We start from the raw sequence: 20,648 nt of genomic DNA on the forward strand, positions 1-20,648 counted from the left end.
AACCTTTGCAGACCTGACACCGAATGCGAGGGTTTGTCTACACGCTGAAGCTCAAATCCTAATGGATTTGAGCTTTTTTATGATGATTTCATCCAAGGCATTTTCTGATAGGTCCGATAGGCTCTTCCGTTAATATAGAAAAAGAACGATGTTTTCCCGCTTGATTTGATCAGCCGCTTTGCCAGCTTGTTCATCTCTTTTTGGGCTGTCACTTTTTCATCGGACAAATAGACCGCCAGTAATCCTCTGTTAATCAATTTGTGAAAGTTTTCATGCGGAATACCTTTCAGCTGCTCATCCGCTTTTTCGATAAAATGCTGAAGTCTATCCATCATCTCATGATGAGAATCATAGTATGAGCAAAAGTTCAGATCTCCCCCAAGCCGGTCCTCTTCTTGGTCAATTAAATAATCGAGTAAGATGTGCAGACCTTGAATATATGGGAAATAGCTTTCATAAATTTGCTTCGCCTGCTTTTCTGTAAAATCAGGCTGCAGCGCATACGCCACAAGACAGAATATCCCTAACGTCGATCCTGCACAAGCTGAAAACTCATACCATTCCATCTTTGGCAAATCCTTTTCATATTGGCGGAACCACGACTCTAAACGCGGTACACGCTCATGAGGAACAACGTGCTTATGTACTTGCAGATCACTATAGTAATCACACAGCGTATGTAAATATGGCTGAATGATTGAATAATGCTCAAGACGCGTAAGCACGTCTTGACATGTGCGGACAAGCGCGTGTAAATATCCATGATCCTCTTGATCATCACGGAATTGATAGTATGGCTTGAGCTCAGCATGAATATCAAGCGCATCTCTCATCGCTTGATGCAGCATATGAAAATCCTTTGGATCCAGCGACGTGCTGCGGTCACATAGGTTATCTAAGTAATCACTGATGGTTTGATACGCCACAATGAATTCAATGCACGTTTCTTTCTCTTCACCTGCTAGTAGAGATAAAATACCTCCGCCTTCACAGTGAAAAGTTTTACTGGATATGCTCGCTAGTGCCTGTGTTCTCAGTTCTTCATTTTCAATCAATTCTGCATGAGCCCGCCACTTTTTCAGCTCCTGATGAACAAGCGGAAAAATATCTTTATACACCTTTGTCATCAGTGCAAAAGGACGCTCTGGTACTGACAAATCATTCCACCCCCAACTTAAAGCTCACAATCAAATATATTGATCTGTAAAGGCTCTTGCCGCCTTAAACACATCTTCTCTTTCCGGTTCATTAAAAATTTCGTGATACAGCTCTTCCCATTCACGGTATGATTTATTGGTTGATTCTATGCCATTGAACCATTTGATCACCCTCGTTTTATCCACGATCTTATCATCGCCCGCCTGCATTAAAAGGAGCGGGATCGATTTAAAGACATTCGTCGGCTGCATCGCTGCATCGATATTTTTGATCAGCTCTCGATACCAGCGAACCGACACCTTTGTCACGTAAAGAGAATCATTTGAGTCTGCCTCAATGACCGCCTGATTTCGTGTGGCTAGTTCAATCGACAGCCCTGACTCCACTTTAAAAGACGGTGCAAGCACATTTAGACCTTTTGACGCAAAATCCATCAGCTTCTTCGGTTTAAATTGCAGACCTAAACAAGGTGATGATAAAATAAGGCCATTCAACTTCGTATGGGTATATTGCTTCATCCACTCAATTGAAATGAGTCCACCCATACTGTGTCCAAGTAAAAAAGTAGGAAGCCTGAATGATTTGGCATGTTCGATCCATTCATCTACTGTATCAATGTATTCTTGAAACGAACGAATGTGGCCTCGCGCACGAGTCGATGTTCCTTGACCAGGCAAGTCACCCATGACGACGTGATAGCCTGCATTCCGCCACATTTCAATCAGCCATTTATATCGGCCGTGATATTCACTCGCACCATGTACAATCACAATTGTACCAACTGGTCTTTCAGCATGCCAAGTCCACAAAGTAAACACCTCACAAATGTTGTATTAAGAAAGGAAGTCGAAAAAGTGATTTATCCATATCATCAGTTTACACCTGAGATTCATGAATCGGTCTTTGTCGCAGATAACGCCACCATTACCGGCGATGTCACAATTGGAGAATATTCGAGCGTGTGGTTCCAAACCGTCATCAGAGGCGATGTTGCACCTGTGAGAATTGGAAAGAACGTCAACATTCAAGATTTATCGTGCCTGCATCAAAGTCCTGGAAAAACACTTCTTATTGAAGATGGTGCTACCATTGGACACCAAGTCACATTACATAGCTCAATTATTCGAAAAAATGCCCTCATTGGCATGGGGTCTATCATTCTCGATGGTGCGGAGATTGGCGAAGGCGCCTTTATCGGTGCAGGAAGTCTTGTCCCTCAAGGAAAGGTCATCCCAAAAGGATCACTCGCTTTTGGCCGTCCAGCCAAAGTCGTTCGGCTGTTAACAGATGAAGATATCCAAGACATGGACCGAATCCGCAGAGAATATGTAGAAAAAGGACAATACTATCGTTCCCTTTTATCTCGTTAACATCATACGTGTATCTTCACTTTATCATGTTTTTTTCAGGATATTAAGCAATAACTATGAACCGCTTGTTATTTTACCCTTTTCCGCCACTTTCTATCATGACAAAAAAGGTTTTCAGCACAAAGCTGAAAACCTTTTTCATTAACTAAAGATGACTTCTTTCGGTTGATGGTTCAATTGCTCTGGATCAATGCTGCGCTCCACATAAATGCTGTGCCAAATCATAAAGATCAGAACGGTCCAAATCTTACGGCTATGATCTGCTTTACCAGCACAATGTTCATTTAACAAATCAAGCACATACTCTTTGTTAATATATTCGTCTGTTTGACTGTTTTTAATGATGTCTTTCGCCCAAGCGTTCATCTCATTTTTCAGCCAATGACGAATTGGAACAGGGAAGCCCAGCTTCTTGCGGTTTAACACATGGTCAGGCACAATGCCTTCTGCTGCTTTACGCAATAAATATTTCGTTGTGCCATCTTTTGTTTTCAGCTCTTCTGGAATTTTAGAAGCCGCTTCAAATACGACCTTATCAAGGAATGGTACACGAAGCTCAAGAGAATTCGCCATTGTCATCTTATCTGCTTTCAGTAAGATGTCTCCGCGCATCCACGTATGGATATCAACATATTGCATTTTGTTAATATCACTGTAGCCTGCACTTTCCTCGAAGTATGTCTTCGTCACATCACGATACGTAATGTTCGGATCATACTGCTTTAAGAGGTTTTTCTTTACTGGCTCTTCAAAGATTTTCGCATTACCGATATAACGTTCCTCTAATGGTGTACAGCCGCGGACGATAAAGCTTTTTCCTTTCATTCCTTCTGGCATTAAGCGCGCCAGACGAAGAAGAAGCTTTTTCAGCATAGATGGAACAGATTCAAATGGTTTAAGTGAAAGCGGCTCACGGTAAATATTATATCCTCCGAACAGCTCGTCTGCTCCCTCACCAGAAAGAACAACCGTCACTTGTTTCTTCGCTTCCTTTGCCACGAAATACAAAGGAATCGCCGCCGGATCAGCTAAAGGATCATCTAAATGCCAGACAATCTTCGGAAGCTCATTCATATATTCCTCAGGAGAAATCACAGCACTGAAGTTTTGTAAGCCCAGCTTATCAGCCGTTTCCTTCGCCACATCGACTTCACTAAAACCGTCCTGCTGGAAGCCAACAGAGAATGTCTTCAGCTCAGGATGAAATTCCTTTGCAACAGATACGATGAAAGAAGAATCGATACCACCTGATAGGAATGAACCAACAGGAACATCACTTCTCATGTGAACTTTCACAGAATCATAGATTGCATCGCGTACTTCTTCAATCAGCTTCTGTTCTTGTGTTTGCTCAGGCTTAAATTGAACCTTCCAGTAAGTCTTAAATTCAATCTCCTGTCCTGGGCGTAAAGTAAACTGATGACCAGGCTCTACTTTGTGCACCTTTTGATCAAGTGTATTTGGCTCAGGTACGAACTGGAATGACATGTATTGCTGCAAAGCAGTCTCATCAAATAAAATGTTCTCGTTCACTGCCATCAAGCTTTTGCGTTCAGACGCAAAGTACACTTGCTCATCCATTTGTGTAAAATAAAGCGGTTTGATGCCGAAAGGATCTCTTGCGCCATATAATAATTGCGCTTCTTTATCCCAAATTAAAAATGCAAACATGCCGCGAAGCTTAGAAGCCGCTTCTTCTTTATAATGACGGTATGTAGCAAGAAGTACTTCCGTATCAGAATCTGTGCTGAACGTATAGCCTTTTTTCACAAGCTCTTCCTTCAGCTCCACATAGTTATAAATTTCTCCGTTGAAAATAATCCAATACTTTTCATCTTCATAAGAAAGCGGCTGCTTTCCGTGCTCAACATCTATAATACTTAAACGTCTAAATCCAAATCCTACATGCTCATCATGAAAGTAACCCTCATCATCCGGACCACGATGAACGATGAGACGATTCATTTGTTTAATTAGCTCTTCCTGTTCAGTAGTTTCGGACAATGGACGGTGATTAAATACACCAACAAACCCACACATATTATTGCCTCCACGTTATGTTATTTCTTAAAAGTAGACCTATAATTAGACAGTATTTTGTCCGATTTTGTTTCACATTTTTTCGCTTTTTGCAGATTTTTTTTAATCAAAAGGAAAACCGCTTAAAATAAGCGGTTTTCTATGTTGTTATTGTCCCAATGCTTCTTTGCGAAGTGTATCGGCTTTATCCGTTTTTTCCCACGGAAGATCTAAGTCGTGACGGCCAAAATGTCCGTATGCAGCTGTTTGTTTGTAGATCGGACGACGCAGGTCAAGCATTTTAATAATGCCAGCTGGACGAAGATCAAAGTTTGCACGAACCACTTCAATTAATTTTTCTTCAGAAGCTTTTCCTGTTCCGAATGTATCAATTGAAATCGATACAGGCTGTGCTACACCAATTGCATAAGCAAGCTGTACTTCACAAGAATCTGCAAGGCCGGCAGCTACGATGTTTTTCGCTACGTAACGAGCAGCGTATGCCGCAGAACGGTCAACCTTCGTTGCGTCCTTACCTGAGAAAGCACCACCGCCATGACGAGCGTATCCGCCATACGTATCAACGATGATTTTACGTCCAGTTAAACCAGCATCCCCTTGAGGCCCACCGATGACGAAACGGCCAGTTGGGTTAATAAAGTATTTTGTCTGTTCATCAATCAGTTCACTTGGAACAACAGGGCTGATGACATGCTCTTTTAAGTCACTTTGAATTTGTTCAAGCGTCACTTCTGGTGCATGCTGCGTAGAAATAACCACTGTGTCAATACGAACTGGTTTGTTTTGCTCATCATATTCAACTGTGACTTGTGTTTTTCCGTCTGGACGAAGATATGCAAGTGTTTGATCCTTACGTACTTCTGTTAAACGGCGAGATAATTTATGCGCTAGTGAAATAGGCAGCGGCATGAGTTCTTCGGTTTCGTTATTGGCAAAACCAAACATCAATCCTTGGTCACCTGCACCAATCGCATCAATTTCTTCTTCAGTCATTGTTCCTTCACGTGCTTCAAGCGCTTTGTCTACACCTTGCGCAATATCAGCAGACTGTTCATCAATTGATGTAAGTACCGCACATGTTTCCGCATCAAAACCATATTTCGCACGTGTGTAGCCAATTTCCTTAATTGTGTCACGCACCGTCTTTGGAATATCGACATAAGTAGACGTTGTAATTTCACCGCTTACTAATACGAGACCGGTTGTAACAGAAGTTTCACATGCAACACGTGCATTCGGATCTTTCTTTAAAATTTCATCCAAAATGCTGTCTGAAATTTGATCACAGATTTTATCCGGATGTCCTTCCGTCACTGATTCTGAAGTAAATAAACGACGATTTTGACTCATAATGGCTATTTCCTCCTGTACAAGACCACATCATCCCAAGATGAGGCCTCCAATATGATACGGAACTCGTTCCCTCTTATATTTAAAAACGTTTATATTAGAGATGTTATTGGCAATTTGTTCATATGATATCCCAAAAATAAAAAAACCATTTCCTTCATTGCGAGGAAAGGGTCTGAGATCGCATGCCTTTCACTCTTATCGCTCAAGGTGTTCTTGTACCTTGCATCAGGTTAGCACCTTGGTTTCTCAGCATTTTCATGCCTTTTAAATAAGAAACCGGTTGCTGGGCTTCATCGGGCCTGTCCCTCCACCAACTCGGGATAAGAGTATCCGTTCAATAAGATATCTTATCTTAAACCCTTGCGTCATGTCAATGCTTCATAAGAATTATCTCCCTCTTTTTTCACCCCACCATTAGCATCACCAAAAAGCATATTTTCATTGCAGAAATGAAAAAACACACACAAAAATCTTTAAATAGTATAGACTATTATTATCAATGTGTTATACTAATCAAAACAAACAAATTCAACGGTAAAGGAAGGGTTTTTTTATGAACTCAGTGGATTTAAAAGAAGATTTGCAGTCATTGCTCTCATTAGAAAATACGCACCAAAATTTATCTGTTCCGAAACTTGTTGAAAAGATTTTGGCACGTAATGAAGGCGTTTTAACATCAACAGGAGCTGTCCGTGCCACAACTGGAGCCTACACAGGACGTTCGCCTAAAGATAAATTTATCGTCAAAGAAGAAAGCTCTGAACATAAAATCGATTGGGGTCAAGTCAACCAGCCGATCTCCAAAGAAGCATTTGACCGTTTATATACAAAGGTTGTGTCATACTTAAAAGAACGTGATGAACTATTCGTCTTTGAAGGATTTGCCGGCGCTGATGAAAGATACCGTATGCCGATTACAGTTGTAAACGAATTCGCATGGCACAATCTTTTTGCAAAGCAGCTATTCATCAGACCTGATGGATCAACACCTTCTTCAAACGAAAAACCTTTCACCATCTTATCTGCACCGCACTTTAAAGCAGATCCTGCAACAGATGGCACAAACTCTGAAACGTTTATCATCGTTTCTTTTGAAAAACGCACGATTCTTATCGGTGGAACAGAATATGCAGGAGAAATGAAAAAGTCCATTTTCTCTGTGATGAACTACTTGCTTCCTGAGCAAGATATTTTATCCATGCACTGCTCAGCAAACGTAGGTCAAGAAGGCGACGTAGCCTTATTCTTTGGACTTTCAGGCACTGGGAAAACGACGCTTTCTGCAAGCGCAAGCCGCAAGCTGATCGGAGACGACGAACACGGCTGGTCTGGCACAGGGGTCTTCAATATCGAGGGCGGATGCTATGCGAAATGTGTGAACTTAAGTGAAGAAAAAGAACCACAGATCTACAAAGCGATCAGCTTCGGATCAGTTCTTGAGAACGTTGTGCTTGATGAAGAAACACGTGAAGCGGATTACGATGATACATTCTTTACTGAAAATACACGCGCTGCTTATCCAATCGAAATGATTGATAACATCGTGAAACCAAGTATCGCAGGACATCCATCTGCCATTGTCTTCTTAACAGCTGATGCGTTTGGCGTTTTACCTCCAATCAGCCGTTTAACAAAAGAACAGGCAATGTACCATTTCTTGAGCGGGTACACAAGTAAATTAGCTGGAACTGAGCGCGGTGTCACATCACCAGAAACAACATTCTCTACTTGCTTCGGTTCACCATTCCTCCCGCTACCGGCTCACGTCTATGCTGAAATGCTTGGCAAAAAGATTGATGAGCACGGTGCTAAAGTATTCCTTGTGAATACAGGCTGGACTGGCGGAGGCTATGGTACAGGCAAACGTATGAATCTTGCTCATACAAGAGCAATGGTACAGGCAGCAATCGAAGGTGACCTTGACAATGCCGAGATGATCACTGATGACATCTTTGGATTACACATCCCGCTTCATATTCCTGGCGTACCAGATGAAGTGCTTCAACCTTCTAAAACATGGGATGACCAAGAGGCTTATCAAGAAAAAGCACACTTCCTTGCCAATGAATTTAAAAAGAACTTCCAAAAATTCAGCCACGCAGCAAGTGACATTGAAGCCAAAGGCGGACCACTCGTATAATCAAATGACAAAAGCTGAGGAGAATCATTCCCTCAGCTTTTTTGGTTAGTTTGTTGAATGCAATGAAACGAGTCGGTAAGTGACCTTTGTCACATTGTCTGTCAGCTCCAGCTTTTCAACATGTGCTGTCCCTGTTTTTTCTCCGTCTTTCGTTTTGCGCACCTCAAGTGGAATATTTAATGGATAAATGCGGTATCCATCCTTCATGAGTTCAAATACATTTTCTTCAATTCTTGTCTCTTTTCCCTTTGTGACAATCATTGTATTAAATTCAACAGGCATTCCCATAATGAAAATCCCCCTACTTTCTATATTTCGTTATACTGCTTATTTTACCACATTTCCGCTTTTTCGGCTGTGCATCCACGTGGTCAGCCTTCTCACAATTTCTCGATTATGCTGCGGCGGGAAGTAGTGGTTGTATCCGTGGAAATACCATGTCTCCACGGACTTCCCGTGCTGGCGCAGCGCATCTTCTAACAAATACGCATGCTCAATCGATACATTTTGATCTTCTTCTCCGTGGATGATGAGGACTGGTGCTTCAATTTGATCCACATCATTTAAAGGGGTTCTGTTCTCATATGCCTCTGGCACCTTATGCGGCGGACCGCCAATCACACGCTTCATCATCCGTCTCATATCCACACGCTCTTCATATGTCAGTTTCATGTCACTGACGCCTCCCCATGTGACAAAGGAAGCTGCCTCGTGTTTCATTTCAACAGCGGTCCAAATACCCATAATACCGCCTCGTGAAAAACCAAAGATATGAATGCGATCCTTTTTCACTTTTTTGTGCTGCTTTAACAGCTGAAAGGCAGCAAACGCATCTTTTCGATCTTCCCCGGCAAAATCTTCGTTCCCTTCGCCTCCCTGATTTCCTCGGTAAAAGGGAGCAAAGACGACAAAGCCCTGCGCGGCAAATTGCACAATCCGGCCAGGTCTGACCATCCCTACATTTTTAATGCCGCCTCGTAAATACAAAAAGCCGTCGTAGAAACCTTCTCCGGCCGGTTCAGCGAGCAGCCCTTTCATCCGAAGTCCATCTGCCTCATAGGTCACAGTATATAAGTGAATATGCGGATGGGGCGACGGAAACCTTCTTTTTTCCACAATCACTTGATTTCTCTCCTTTTCATCTCTGATTATGTCCATTGCTTCAGCATCGCTTCTGCGACAAGCTGACCTGATTTTGTCACCATTGGCGTGCCGCCGCCAGGATGACTTGTTCCCCCAACAAACCACAATCCTTCAATGTCCTTTGACTGATTATTGATGCGAAAGAACGCCTGTTTGAACGAGTTTGAAGACATGCCATAAATGGCTCCACGATATGCACCCGTTTTCTGTTGCAGATCAAGCGGGGTTTGAACTGCTTCATATTCGATAAGCTCATCCATATCAAAAAGACCTTTTTCTTTTAATTTGGTTTTCACATGCTGACGATATGTCTCCTTTAGCATGTCCCAATCTTGCTCTTTTGTCACATAAGGTGCATTGGCCAGTACAAACAGGTTGCTTCTTCCCGGTCCTCCGCTTAAAGCTGGTTCTGAATGACCTGAATAGCATATGTAAAGCGCCGGGTCTTGAGGCAGTTGTTTTTTCTGAAAAATATCCTTGAATTCTTGCTCATAATCCTCTGGGAAAAACACATTGTGATGGGCCAGCTGTTCATAGACTTTAGGTACACCTAATAGGAGAACAAAGCCCGATAACGACGGTTCAATGCCAGACAGTTTTTGATTTAAAAAACGAGGACGGTCTTTTTCATCTATAAGATGACGGTATACAGTCAGCGCATCTGCTCCTGCAATGACTTGATCTGCCTCATACATCTGCTGATCCGTCTCCACTCCTTTGATCCGCCGATCCTTCACATGAATCTTGTTGACTTGCTCATTGAGGTGAATGTGAACGCCTAATTCTTTTGCCAGTGTCTCAAAAGCCTCAACTAAACGATATGTACCACCCTTTATTCCATAAATCCCTTTCTCCCCTTCTAAATACGCCATCATATTAAAAATAGCCGGCGCCTCGTAGGGAGAGGAGCCAATATAAGTGGCATACCGTCCAAACATCGCCAATGTATGGGGGTGACGGAAATATTGACGCAGCAGGCGCTGAACGGATGTGAATGGTTTGACAGCGAGAAGTGCTTTCATCAGCTTTAAATCGGCCTTATCCTTCCAGCTCAATAACAGACGATTTAAAAACTGCTCCTCTGCCTTTTGAAAAAGCGTTTTTGATTCCTGCAAAAATGCACGGTATTGCTTCGCATCTTCAGGACTGAATGCAGCAATTTGTGATTCCATTTGCTCCATATTCGGCGTAAACTCAACCGTATGTCCATCTGAAAAAATATTTTTGGTAAGCGGAGAAATCGGATAAAAGGTCACATAATCCTCCATCCGTCTATGACAGGCTGTAAACACTTCTTCAAAATATGCCTTCATTGTAATGGTACTCGGTCCTAAATCAAAAGAGTAGCCTGCCCCATGATGGCGCTGCAATTTCCCGCCTAAAGCCGCTTCTTTTTCTAAAATGGTGACCTGAACCCCGCGTGACTGTAGACGGATCGCGGCTGATAATCCGCCAAGTCCGCCGCCGATGATGATCACTTTTTTCATTCGTACCTTCTCCCTTTCCATTCATACCCTTCTTTTTTCAGCCCGATTTTCATAGAAGCAAAGCCAATGGCGATCAGACTTAAAATACTGACCGGCAATAAAAAAGCCATCGCAGATGTCCGCCCGTTTTCAATATCAATTGCCGCTTTAATCGACACACCCAGCCCATAGCAAAGAATGGCTAAGCATATGCTCAAAACATCCAGCTGAAACAATGCGATCATGAAACAAATGACAGGAACCAAATAAAGGAGGGTGTATAAACAAAAGACACTGCTTAACAAAGCAATGCTTCGATTCACGCCCGGGAACAAATTTTTCCGGTAACCTTCCCAAACCTCTTGTCCACTCTCATACATTCTCATATACACAAATGGATAAATGCTTGCAAGTGTGAACGGAAAGCCTTTTTCTTTCACCCTTCTAGCCAAAGCCATATCATCAACTAATGAATCCTTGATCGCTTCATGCCCGCCAATGTCGTGATAACAATTCTTTTCAATCGCAATAAAACCGCCATGTGCTGCGGCAAAAGCGGGATTCTTAGATTTTCTTACCCATTTCACTGGCAGGTGACAGCCAATGGTAAACATCATCATGGGAACCACAAGATGCTCAAACAATGTGCCTGTTTTTTGTTCTGGAAAACCTGACAGCATACCCGTTTTTTGCATGCATAACTGCTTGTATACTGATTCAACTGCCCCTTTTTTTAACCGGACATCCGCATCTAAAAATAGCAGCCAATCAGAAACTGCTGCCTCCGCGAGCTGAGAGCAGGCATATGATTTACCAAGCCAGCCCCGCTTTAATGGCTGACCTGACTGGACACGGATCCACGGATATGTTTCTGCGAAGCGCTCCACCATCGCTCTTGTCTGATCTGTCGAATGGTCATCAAGTACGATAAGCTCTTTCGGGTAAAGACGTTGATCAACAATCGACTGAAGACAGGCTTCTATCCTTTTTTCCTCATTTCTCGCTGGAATTAAAATCGATAACGAAATAGGTTCATCAGGCGAAATGGATGCTGGCTTTAAAACAGGAAGCTGCCTCATATTCCATATGGTGAAAATAAACTGACAGAGCAAGAGTACACTGATCACGGTTAAGAAGACCGCCATGTTTTCACCCACTTTTTAAAGGAATCAAACGCATCACTTGTTGACTGACTTGTCCTCGTCATCTGTCTAAATTCTTGATTAGTTGTAAAATCAGGATCCTCGATGACCTGTGCTTGATGTGCGTTTAACTGCGTTTCAAGCAGATCGCTAAGCAAATTCGTCACGTCCTTGCTTCGAAGTTCTCCGCCACATACTAAGGTATCTTCACCAAACAAAGCAGATACTGTCGGCTTTTGAAATTGATTAAATGTATAATGCAAGGTCACAGGCTTCACCACGACTTGCTCAAATTGTCTCACTAAAAAAGAAGCCCCGCCCTCCAATTCAAGCGGCCGCACATCCTGATGCATGATTTTCCCCTGCGGGAAAAGCCATACAGCCCCGCCAGCCTGCATGTTCTCTTTTGCCGTCATTAATGCTTGCTTCACACTTTTCAGATTCTCTTTATGAACCGGAAACGCACCAAGCTTTCGGAAAAAGGCATATTGCTTCAGCTGCTTCTCTTCCATCATCATATAGTGATCGAGCTCAGACGCCTTTTCTGTTAAAAGAAAGATAATCAGTCCATCCCACCACGAGCTATGATTGGCGAGATAAAGAACAGGCAGCTTCTCGTTTGGGTCCACTGAGCCTTTCATCATCACGCAGCGGAAATGTTTATGAAGTAAATACCGCTCAAGATAAAGAGAAAATATACGTCTAAACGATCGGCTTTTGTCGCTTTCTTTCAAATTGAACCCTTCCTTCACACAAAATAACAATGATCAGTGCTAAATAAAAAATGACATCGAGCCCGCCCTTTAATGCCAGCACACCAAAAAAGAACACCATTGCCTGATAAATACGGCTCGTCCAGCTCAGGGCCTTTTGACCAATCTGAACAAGCGGGAAGAGAAAGGAAAGTCCTGCTCCAATCATACCCCAGCTCACAAAATTCTCAAAAGGAATACCATAAAAACCACTCCCGTCATACCACACCCAAAATTTCCGTTCAGCTGCTACTGGGTCTAATATGAGGTCAAGCAAGACAATCCATATCCCCGTTTCGACTGCTCGTTTCCATTTCGACTGCTGAGTGGATAAAAAAAGGCTGTTTAAAAACACACCAACCCATGCAAAAGCAATGGTTAAAGGCACGCCTGCCACTAGAAAACCTAACGTCGGATAATAATCATAGGCCCCGAAAGGAAACCCGGTTGTGATCCCTACCCATTCAACCGTAAATGTCAGCACCCCGACAATCGCTGCCCTTTTGATCACAAACCCCCATGATCCATAAATATTACGCCCAATCTCTATCACACAGCAGGCATACAGCACAAGGAAAATGCCATTTGCAAACTGAAGCCATGCTGGCACTTCAAAAGAGACCATTAATATGAGCCCTACTAAATACCATCCAAGAAATACCCAACTGATCCTATACACGAAACCGCTCCTTTATTTCTTCCAAATTCAAGAAAGTATTCATGCTTCTAGTATAGAAAAAAAGACACGTTCTATAAATAAACAATGCGCTTCTTATTTTCATCTAGGCACTCACCAAAAATCCCTTTCGACATACTTTAATTAGTGATCTAGAACAAAGGAGGCGAATTACTCTTGAATCGTTCCATCAAAGTCAGACTGGCATTCATCGTCGTTGTCCTGCTCTTTATTCCATTTGTCGCCTGTAAAAAAGAACAAGAGCAGACCGTACAAGTAGCCGAGGTGACCCATTCGGTTTTTTATGCTCCGCTATATGTTGCCTTATCTGAGGATTTCTTCAAAGAAGAAGGGCTAGAGGTTGAATTAAAAACGACTTGGGGCGGCGATAAAACGATGACAGCTCTCTTATCCGGCGGTGCAGATATCGCCCTGACCGGATCTGAATCCTCTATCTATGTAGAGGCTCAAGACACAAAAGACTCTGTCATCAACTTTGCACAGCTGACACAAACAGACGGTACATTTCTTGTTTCAAGGGAGAAAGTGAGCGAATTCTCTTGGGATCAATTAAAAGGAAAAGACTTTCTTGGGCAGCGGAAAGGCGGCATGCCGCAAATGGTCGGTGAATATGTCCTGAAAAAGGAAGGCATTGATGTAAAAAAGGATCTCCGCATGATTCAAAATATTGATTTTGCCAACATTTCAGGTGCTTTCTCCTCTGGAACTGGCGATTTTGTGCAGTTATTCGAACCGACAGCTTCCTTAATTGAAAAAGAAGGCAAAGGGTACATTACCGCCTCCTTTGGAGAGGCTTCCGGAAAGGTGCCGTATACCACCTTCATGGCAAAGAAGAGTTACTTAGAGGAAAACAAAGAGACAGCAGAAGCCTTCACTCGTGCCATTTATAAAGCACAGAAATGGGTAGAAGCCAAACAGCCAGAGGAGATCGCCAAAGCCATTCAATCTCATTTTCCTGACACAGAACTTGATGTCTTATCAACTGCCATTAAACGTTACAAACAGCAGGACTCCTATGCAACAGATCCCCTTCTGAATGAAGAGGAATGGAACAAATTGCAGGAAATCATGAAGGAGAGCGATGAATTGCCGAAATTTATCCCATACAAACAACTTGTCGATTCATCCATTGCAAAGAAGGTCACAGATCACAAATAGAATAGGAGGTAGCACATGTCTTTCCTTCAAATTGACCATGTGACCCACACGTACTTCTCTTTAAAAGAAAAAACAACGGCCATACAGCACATCAATATGGAGATAGACCAAGGTGAATTTATCTCATTTATTGGTCCCAGCGGCTGCGGAAAAACCACCCTGCTGTCTATCATTGCAGGAATCACGCCGCCCTCTGAAGGCCGAATTTTAATCGAAGGAAAAGAACCGAATCAAAAGGAGCATCAAATCGGCTACATGCTCCAGCAAGATTATTTGTTCCCTTGGAAAACCATCAAGGAAAATATCATTCTCGGGTTAAAAATCACCAAACAAGATTCACATGAAGCCACCTCCGCTGCTCTTGGCTTACTGCCTAAGCTTGGCCTTCATGATGTAGAGGAAAAATACCCGAAGGAGCTGTCAGGCGGCATGAGGCAGCGTGCGGCTCTCGCCCGAACGCTTGCAGTGAATCCCGGTCTGCTTTTACTAGATGAACCCTTTTCAGCTCTAGACTACCAAACCAAACTCACTTTAGAGGATCTCGTCTTTCATACACTCAAAAACTATCAAAAAACAGCGGTCCTTGTGACACATGACATCGGCGAAGCCATTGCGATGAGTGACCGCATTTTCTTATTCTCAAAGCATCCTGGCTCGATCCAGCGAATCTTTACCGTTCCAGATGATCTGAGGACTCTTTCTCCTTTTAAAGCAAGACAGACCCAGAGTTTCCAAGAGCTCTTTCAAACGATTTGGAAGGAGCTGAAAACAGTTGAAACACAGTGACCTTTTACATGAAGCCTATCGCAAAAAATACCGAATGGAAAAACGCATGACCCGAATCTATCAGTTCATTATTTTCGCCAGCTTCTTTTCGCTTTGGGAGCTTGCCAGTCATTTTCGTCTCATCGATCCACTGATATTTAGTTCACCATCTGCGGTCTGCCAATTGTTTGTACAAAAAATATCCGATGGATCTTTAGTGAATCATATGAGTATTACATTATTTGAAACGGTGCTCGGATTTCTACTTGGTACCTTTTGCGGCATTTTGCTTGCTGCCGCCTTATGGTGGTCCACCCGCCTGGCAAACGTTCTTGATCCTTATTTAGTCATTTTAAATGCCATGCCAAAAGTTGCCCTCGCCCCGATTTTAATTGTTGCCCTTGGGCCTGGTATGATTAGCATCGTTGCCATGGGCGCGATCATTAGTGTAATCATTACAACAATCGTCATTTACACAGCCTTTCAAGAGGTCGATGAGAATTATTTAAAGGTGATGAAAACCTTTGGTGCGAAAAAAAGCGTCGTCTTTCGCGAGGTCATTTTGCCAGCTAGTATTCCAACGATGATTTCTGCCATCAAGGTCAATGTCGGCCTTTCTTGGGTTGGGGTCATTGTAGGAGAATTTCTTGTTTCCTCAAAAGGGCTCGGCTACATGATCATTTACGGATTTCAAGTCTTCAACTTTACACTCGTGTTCTTAAGTCTTTTCATTATTGCCGTGTTTGCGACCATCATGTACCAGCTTGTGGAATGGCTCGAACGCCGTTTTCTTCAAAAATAAAAAGCACAGGGATTGTCTCCCTGCGCTTTTTTAACGAATCAAACCGTTCTTTTCTAAATAAGCAAGACTTTGTCTTAACACATCATCTTTCATAATAAAACTGAAATTCTTATTTTTTGCGATGGATCTTGGCAAGTCTGCAAAAAGAACGGGTCCTTTCGTTTCAAAATACGTGTCTTGCTTCACTAGCTTTTCAATATCAGCGAAATAAATATTCTTGACAATGACCTTTTCTCTGCCCAGCACCTGATATTGACCAATATACGTTAATTCACGAACAACAGCACCCGTCTCTTCTTGAATCTCCCGTATAGCGGCTTGGTCTGCTTCTTCATCCGGCTCAACTTTCCCTCCTGGAAACTCATAGCCCCGATCCTCATGTTCAGTGAGCAGCCACTTCCCTTGGTAGCGGCAGATGGCCCAAACATGCTTAGGATGACTTGAAAAAGGCTTCTCCTCAAAAGAGAGCTTGACCGTATTATGATAATAGTCTTTAAATACATGCATGTGAAATCCCTCATATCCTGTCCTTGCTTCTTGTAAAACATCATACCACAGATCACATTTCTCTGAAGAATTTTTATCAAAAGTGAAACAAACGAGTGGTTCCAACTCGTCTGTATCTAAAATGAGGTATTGTTGCTAAAACCTTTTTATCATCTCCAACTTCACCCAAATTTAATCATGAAACCTTTTATCCCTATATGACGTAAATGAATCATTGTTGGTCCTATGACAACGAGGAGGAAATCAGCATGAGTACAAAAAATGGGTCAAAACAAGACGCCCCCCATGAGGTGATCAAGAAACACCTCGTGAAAGGGCAAAAGTTAGATTTAACAAAAGACAATCCAGCGGTCGACCAAATTCATATCGGGCTTGGCTGGGACCTGGCTGGTCAGCCAATTGATTTAGATACACAAGTGTTTCTTTTAAATGAAGAGGACAAGCTGTTGTCTCCTAAGCATCTGATCTATTATCACCAGCAGCAAAGCTTAGACGGAGCTGTTCGTCATCTTGGTGATCATCAATTTGGCGGAGGGTATCGAGACAATGAAATGATTATTATGCAATTAAGCAGAGTCTCACCTGATATTCATAAAATTGTCGTCACAGCCACGATACATGATGCACACGAACGCCAGCATCATTTTGGACAAGTCACCAATGCCTACTTGCGCCTTACGGATCAAATCTCGCAGCAAGAGATTTGTACCTTTCAGTTAACAGAGGATTATTCGTATTGTACATCCATTATATGCGCTGAACTTACGAGAGATCAGGAGGAATGGAAAATCACCGCGACCGGGCAAGGGACTACTCTAGATTTAAATGATTTATGCCGCATCTACGGATTTACATCTTGATGCAGGAAAGGAGCCGGCACCTATGGGATTTCATTTCAACACGATAGAAGAACTTACCTTACAAGCAGAAGGCAGCGGAATCTTTTTTGCCAAAAAAGGCGCCATGATTGCCGATCAAGGAAGTTTCCAATACCGCAAGCGATTACTTGGAACGAATAAAGGAAATATGGTCAGCCAAGTATTTAACCATATCAGCAGGAAATTCACAGGTGAAAACCTTGAGATGATGGAAGTGAGTGGACAAGGTACTTGCTACTTGGCGGATGCAAGCGAGCATGTAACAGTGATTAATCTTGAGCCAAGCGGTCCTTGGCAGCATGTAAGTGTAGAAAGTGAAGATTTACTTGCCTTTACTGAGGAATGCCATTACGGCGTCACACCAGTAGGCGTTGGTATTTTATCACAGAAAGGACTGTTTACATCAAAACTCTCCTATCAAGGTCACGGAGCGCAGGTCGCCATCAAAACGAATGGAAATCCGCTCATTTTAAAAGCCCCCTGCCGTGTAGACCCTGACGCGATTGTCGCTTGGACAGGCAAAGCACCGAAGGTCAAACTAGATGTGAACTGGAAAACTTTCATTGGACAAACATCTGGTGAATCCTACTTATTTGAGTTCCAGGAACAAGATCAAATCGTCATTATCCAGCCATCTGAGCGCACATCTGGCTTACGGGTTGGCTTAGATGATAATCGCTACGAGCCTCAGAGCCAGAGTTCCTCTCATGAATTCACCAATTCACAGCAAGAAAATAGAGGCGGACTCAGTGATCTAATCGGAGGCATTTTACAACCGCGAAAATAAAAGCATGTAGAGACTCTCTACATGCTTTTTCAATTCATCAAACCATTTGTCTCAATAAAGCTTCTTGTCTCTTCATTGCCGAGCTCATAAATCATTGTGTAAATCTCTTTTCTTTTTCTATCCATTTCATCATTTGGACTATCATAATGATATTCAAGAAACGGAACATGCGCCCGAAAGAAGCCTTTCCAATCTGTCATATACTGTTCATCGAAATAGTCTCTCAGCTGCAAGATTTGATCATCATCTGCTTCTATTTGAAATTGCCAAGCCGCCGCATCTCTATGCTGCGATATCGATCCATCTTGTACGGATACATAGTATGTGTGTCTCGCCATCTGAATCATCCTTTTTCCTTTAGTATGACCAGATATGAGGAAATTACGGCTTTTTGCGTAATTTATTTTTCAACATGTCCAACACATCAATAAACAACTGTGGAATGGGAATCCCAAGGGCTCTGGCTGTCGAGACGATCTGGTAAGATTCATAAATAATATAAAAGATGATCGCTAAATCCTTAATCGTCCCATTTGTCTTCAGCATGACATCGAAGAAATGTGCCATAGATATTAAGGAGACTGTCACAACCTTTCGAACAAGCCGCGTAAAAAACCGCTTCATTGTGAGCTGTCCAGTCAAAGATTCTCTTAGGCTTGAACAAATTAATTCAATAGCCATCAACGTCACTAAAATCATCAGTAAATATCCTGCTCCACCAAACAGAAAGCCCATCGCCGACAAACTCACTGTAACCAACGAAAAGATGCCTAAATCCTTGCTCACTTGGCATCAACATCCTTTCAAAGTGGAACTCCTTACCTCAATAGTATATGACGGATTCTCGCAATAGCTTGGACGACAAAAAATAAAGGCGCTGTTATGTACTCAGGGATACGAAAGAGACTAAAAAAGCCGCCCCATGAGGCGGCTTCTCTTTTTAGACTCTGACATCAATAAATGAAGCATCTGAATCCTTTGGCTGAACAGCTTGAGGCTGCTGCTGCACTTGATCCAGCATCACCATAGCTTGTGCTGTATTCGTAGCAAGCTGTGAATTCAACAAACTGATATTGAGTGTCTTTTGAATGCTCGCTACTTGCTGACTCATCATTCCTGCAATAGAAGACATCTTCTTCCCCCCCTTCTCTTTTCTCTTCGGCTGAAAGCCCTATGATTTCAATGGGCTGTCTGTCCCGATTCCAATAAAAAAAGAATGTCGATTTGTTTATGACCGACATTCTTTTCACATACGTGTATTATCCTAAATATGCTTTAAGCATCCAGTTGTGTTTTTCAATGGATTGATGAATCGCAAGCAGCATATCACCTGTTGTTTCATCGCCAACCTCTGCAGCCAGCTCCATTCCTTTCTTTAATTCCTCAGCGATATTGGAGAAATCAGCATATAGATTTTTCACCATTTGCTCCGCTGTTTCTTTACCTTCTGCTTCTTGAATGCTGGAAATTTCTAAGCACTCTTTCATTGTCGCAACAGGCTGTCCATTTAAAGCAAGCATACGCTCAGCCAAATCATCGATATATGTAGCTGTTTCTGTATATAGTTCCTCAAATTTCTCATGAAGTGTAAAGAAATCTTTCCCCTTTACATACCAATGATAGTTATGTAATTTCACGTAAAGCACAGTCCAATCAGCTACTTGTTTATTGACAACGTTTAATAAATTTTCAGACATGTTTATTCCTCCTTATGTAATTGCGTTTAGTATGAGAATACCCTTTTCTTATTATACTGAAACCTTCCATCAATTTCTTCTATTTTGACTGCATGAAATATATGTTAATATGGAAATAAGGAGGGAGTTAGATGCTGTTACTTGGGATTATCAGCTTTATCATTATCTCAATCGTTGTCTTTTTATCATTGTGGACGACATCGAAGGCTTATGAATATAAGCATAAAGTCGATTCACCACAGGATGCTGAACCAAACCAACGTCCTAATCCAAAATAAAACCGCTTTCAATGATGTGAGGTTTCTTTTTCTTCAGTAGATGAACTCTCTTTTTTCACCTCACCTACGTGGATGTTCGTTTTCGGCATATTATGCTGCTGTTTAGCTGTCACATGGACTTGTATGATATAAAGGCCATCTTTTTTAAAGGCTGTGTGCAATTCGTATACACCTTTGTTTTCTTTCTTTGGCTGAATCATCTTGCTGTTATCCTTGTCGCCATCTTTCCACACTTCAAATTGAACATCATCTGCATCATCAACAGGCGTATCACCATATGTGACAGCTGCTTTTACTATAACGCTTTCATTTTTCTCCACTTGCTCAGGTCCTGTGAGCTTTACTTCTAATAGCTCAGGCACTTCCCCTTTGCCGCTATTTGCTTCAGAATTTCCACATGCACTTAATAACGTGAGCATTAGAATCATTCCCAACAATTTTCGCATCCTGCGTTTCCCCCTTCTTTTACTGACATGTCCATTTTAACAAATATCCCCTATTTTGACATCTCTGAT

Annotated in this window: 24 protein-coding genes and 1 riboswitch; of the genes, 8 read left to right on the forward strand and 16 right to left on the reverse strand. The window is 42.3% G+C overall.

Annotated elements, in window-relative coordinates:
- Positions 1-77 precede the first annotated feature (77 nt).
- The gene (locus ACLGGR_RS16190) at positions 78-1,157 is read right to left on the reverse strand and encodes a tetraprenyl-beta-curcumene synthase family protein (protein ID WP_251216328.1); all 1,080 of its coding nucleotides are present in this window, start codon (positions 1,155-1,157) and stop codon (positions 78-80) included.
- 30 nt (positions 1,158-1,187) lie between these two features.
- A complete protein-coding gene (locus ACLGGR_RS16195) occupies positions 1,188-1,967 on the reverse strand; it encodes an alpha/beta hydrolase (RefSeq protein WP_024424906.1) in 780 nt (259 codons plus the stop codon).
- Positions 1,968-2,012: 45 nt separating this feature from the next.
- Between ACLGGR_RS16195 and ACLGGR_RS16200 the strand changes: the two genes are divergently transcribed.
- Positions 2,013-2,528: a gamma carbonic anhydrase gene (locus tag ACLGGR_RS16200; protein WP_024426216.1), complete on the forward strand. Its 516-nt coding sequence runs from the start codon at positions 2,013-2,015 to the stop codon at positions 2,526-2,528.
- A gap of 141 nt (positions 2,529-2,669) precedes the next feature.
- Here the strand turns inward: ACLGGR_RS16200 and asnB are convergent, their stop codons facing one another.
- The gene (gene asnB / locus ACLGGR_RS16205) at positions 2,670-4,568 is read right to left on the reverse strand and encodes an asparagine synthase (glutamine-hydrolyzing) (RefSeq protein ID WP_142945703.1); all 1,899 of its coding nucleotides are present in this window, start codon (positions 4,566-4,568) and stop codon (positions 2,670-2,672) included.
- 147 nt (positions 4,569-4,715) lie between these two features.
- Entirely contained in the window at positions 4,716-5,918 is a 1,203-nt protein-coding gene (metK, locus tag ACLGGR_RS16210; protein WP_095409345.1) for a methionine adenosyltransferase, read from the reverse strand.
- Positions 5,919-6,113: 195 nt separating this feature from the next.
- Positions 6,114-6,248: riboswitch (SAM riboswitch) on the reverse strand.
- Positions 6,249-6,474: 226 nt separating this feature from the next.
- On the opposite strand from metK, the gene pckA reads away from it, so the two are divergent.
- Positions 6,475-8,061, forward strand: coding sequence for a phosphoenolpyruvate carboxykinase (ATP) (gene pckA / locus ACLGGR_RS16215; RefSeq protein WP_395894030.1), 1,587 nt, complete (start codon positions 6,475-6,477; stop codon positions 8,059-8,061).
- 45 nt (positions 8,062-8,106) lie between these two features.
- Here pckA and ACLGGR_RS16220 read toward each other — a convergent pair whose 3' ends face one another.
- From ACLGGR_RS16220 to ACLGGR_RS16245, 6 genes are read right to left on the reverse strand one after another with little or no spacing between them, the layout of a single operon-like run.
- Positions 8,107-8,349, reverse strand: coding sequence for a DUF2584 domain-containing protein (locus ACLGGR_RS16220; RefSeq protein WP_025092385.1), 243 nt, complete (start codon positions 8,347-8,349; stop codon positions 8,107-8,109).
- Positions 8,350-8,388: 39 nt separating this feature from the next.
- The gene (locus ACLGGR_RS16225) at positions 8,389-9,183 is read right to left on the reverse strand and encodes an alpha/beta hydrolase family protein (RefSeq protein ID WP_268430044.1); all 795 of its coding nucleotides are present in this window, start codon (positions 9,181-9,183) and stop codon (positions 8,389-8,391) included.
- A 26-nt stretch (positions 9,184-9,209) separates the two neighbouring features.
- A complete protein-coding gene (locus ACLGGR_RS16230) occupies positions 9,210-10,691 on the reverse strand; it encodes a phytoene desaturase family protein (protein ID WP_410973460.1) in 1,482 nt (493 codons plus the stop codon).
- Complete coding sequence (locus ACLGGR_RS16235) at positions 10,688-11,815, reverse strand: glycosyltransferase family 2 protein (RefSeq protein WP_410973461.1); 1,128 nt, start codon at positions 11,813-11,815, stop codon at positions 10,688-10,690. The genes ACLGGR_RS16230 and ACLGGR_RS16235 overlap by 4 nt, the downstream gene beginning before the upstream one ends.
- A complete protein-coding gene (locus ACLGGR_RS16240; protein WP_251216322.1) occupies positions 11,800-12,546 on the reverse strand; it encodes a lysophospholipid acyltransferase family protein in 747 nt (248 codons plus the stop codon). Before ACLGGR_RS16240 ends, ACLGGR_RS16235 begins: the two co-directional genes overlap by 16 nt.
- Positions 12,515-13,243: a carotenoid biosynthesis protein gene (locus ACLGGR_RS16245; protein ID WP_251216321.1), complete on the reverse strand. Its 729-nt coding sequence runs from the start codon at positions 13,241-13,243 to the stop codon at positions 12,515-12,517. The genes ACLGGR_RS16240 and ACLGGR_RS16245 overlap by 32 nt, the downstream gene beginning before the upstream one ends.
- 174 nt (positions 13,244-13,417) lie before the next feature.
- On the opposite strand from ACLGGR_RS16245, the gene ACLGGR_RS16250 reads away from it, so the two are divergent.
- The 3 genes from ACLGGR_RS16250 to ACLGGR_RS16260 are packed head-to-tail and all read left to right on the forward strand — an operon-like array spanning position 13,418 to position 15,986.
- Positions 13,418-14,419, forward strand: coding sequence for an ABC transporter substrate-binding protein (locus ACLGGR_RS16250; protein ID WP_251216320.1), 1,002 nt, complete (start codon positions 13,418-13,420; stop codon positions 14,417-14,419).
- Between the two features lie 15 nt (positions 14,420-14,434).
- Positions 14,435-15,205 (forward strand): ABC transporter ATP-binding protein, encoded by a 771-nt coding sequence (locus ACLGGR_RS16255; protein ID WP_034279407.1) that lies wholly within the window; start codon positions 14,435-14,437, stop codon positions 15,203-15,205.
- Positions 15,206-15,239: 34 nt separating this feature from the next.
- A complete protein-coding gene (locus tag ACLGGR_RS16260; protein WP_369810477.1) occupies positions 15,240-15,986 on the forward strand; it encodes an ABC transporter permease in 747 nt (248 codons plus the stop codon).
- A 30-nt stretch (positions 15,987-16,016) separates the two neighbouring features.
- On the opposite strand, the gene ytkD is transcribed toward ACLGGR_RS16260, so the two are convergent.
- Positions 16,017-16,493 carry an RNA deprotection pyrophosphohydrolase gene (gene ytkD / locus ACLGGR_RS16265; RefSeq protein ID WP_025093666.1) on the reverse strand — a complete coding sequence of 159 codons (477 nt, stop codon included), beginning with the start codon at positions 16,491-16,493 and terminating at the stop codon, positions 16,017-16,019.
- A gap of 248 nt (positions 16,494-16,741) precedes the next feature.
- Between ytkD and ACLGGR_RS16270 the strand changes: the two genes are divergently transcribed.
- Both ACLGGR_RS16270 and ACLGGR_RS16275 read left to right on the forward strand, forming a co-directional pair.
- Positions 16,742-17,353, forward strand: a complete 612-nt coding sequence (locus tag ACLGGR_RS16270) for a TerD family protein (RefSeq protein WP_251216319.1) — start codon at positions 16,742-16,744, stop codon at positions 17,351-17,353.
- Positions 17,354-17,375: 22 nt separating this feature from the next.
- The gene (locus tag ACLGGR_RS16275) at positions 17,376-18,158 is read left to right on the forward strand and encodes an AIM24 family protein (protein WP_251216318.1); all 783 of its coding nucleotides are present in this window, start codon (positions 17,376-17,378) and stop codon (positions 18,156-18,158) included.
- Positions 18,159-18,187: 29 nt separating this feature from the next.
- Here ACLGGR_RS16275 and ACLGGR_RS16280 read toward each other — a convergent pair whose 3' ends face one another.
- The 4 genes from ACLGGR_RS16280 to ACLGGR_RS16295 form a co-directional block, all read right to left on the reverse strand.
- Complete coding sequence (locus ACLGGR_RS16280) at positions 18,188-18,496, reverse strand: hypothetical protein (protein WP_024425787.1); 309 nt, start codon at positions 18,494-18,496, stop codon at positions 18,188-18,190.
- A 43-nt stretch (positions 18,497-18,539) separates the two neighbouring features.
- Positions 18,540-18,944 (reverse strand): phage holin family protein, encoded by a 405-nt coding sequence (locus tag ACLGGR_RS16285; RefSeq protein ID WP_142945713.1) that lies wholly within the window; start codon positions 18,942-18,944, stop codon positions 18,540-18,542.
- Positions 18,945-19,098: 154 nt separating this feature from the next.
- Positions 19,099-19,290 carry a hypothetical protein gene (locus ACLGGR_RS16290; RefSeq protein ID WP_024424925.1) on the reverse strand — a complete coding sequence of 64 codons (192 nt, stop codon included), beginning with the start codon at positions 19,288-19,290 and terminating at the stop codon, positions 19,099-19,101.
- A 127-nt stretch (positions 19,291-19,417) separates the two neighbouring features.
- Complete coding sequence (locus tag ACLGGR_RS16295) at positions 19,418-19,855, reverse strand: Dps family protein (protein ID WP_142945714.1); 438 nt, start codon at positions 19,853-19,855, stop codon at positions 19,418-19,420.
- 131 nt (positions 19,856-19,986) lie between these two features.
- Here ACLGGR_RS16295 and ytzI point away from each other — a divergent pair, with 131 nt between their 5' ends.
- Entirely contained in the window at positions 19,987-20,133 is a 147-nt protein-coding gene (gene ytzI / locus ACLGGR_RS16300) for a YtzI protein (RefSeq protein WP_003217544.1), read from the forward strand.
- Positions 20,134-20,141: 8 nt separating this feature from the next.
- On the opposite strand, the gene ACLGGR_RS16305 is transcribed toward ytzI, so the two are convergent.
- Positions 20,142-20,579, reverse strand: coding sequence for a FixH family protein (locus ACLGGR_RS16305; protein WP_142945715.1), 438 nt, complete (start codon positions 20,577-20,579; stop codon positions 20,142-20,144).
- Positions 20,580-20,648 lie beyond the last annotated feature (69 nt).

Source organism: Bacillus sp. BD48 (assembly GCF_046566805.1).
Lineage (GTDB): Bacteria > Bacillota > Bacilli > Bacillales > Bacillaceae > Bacillus > Bacillus safensis.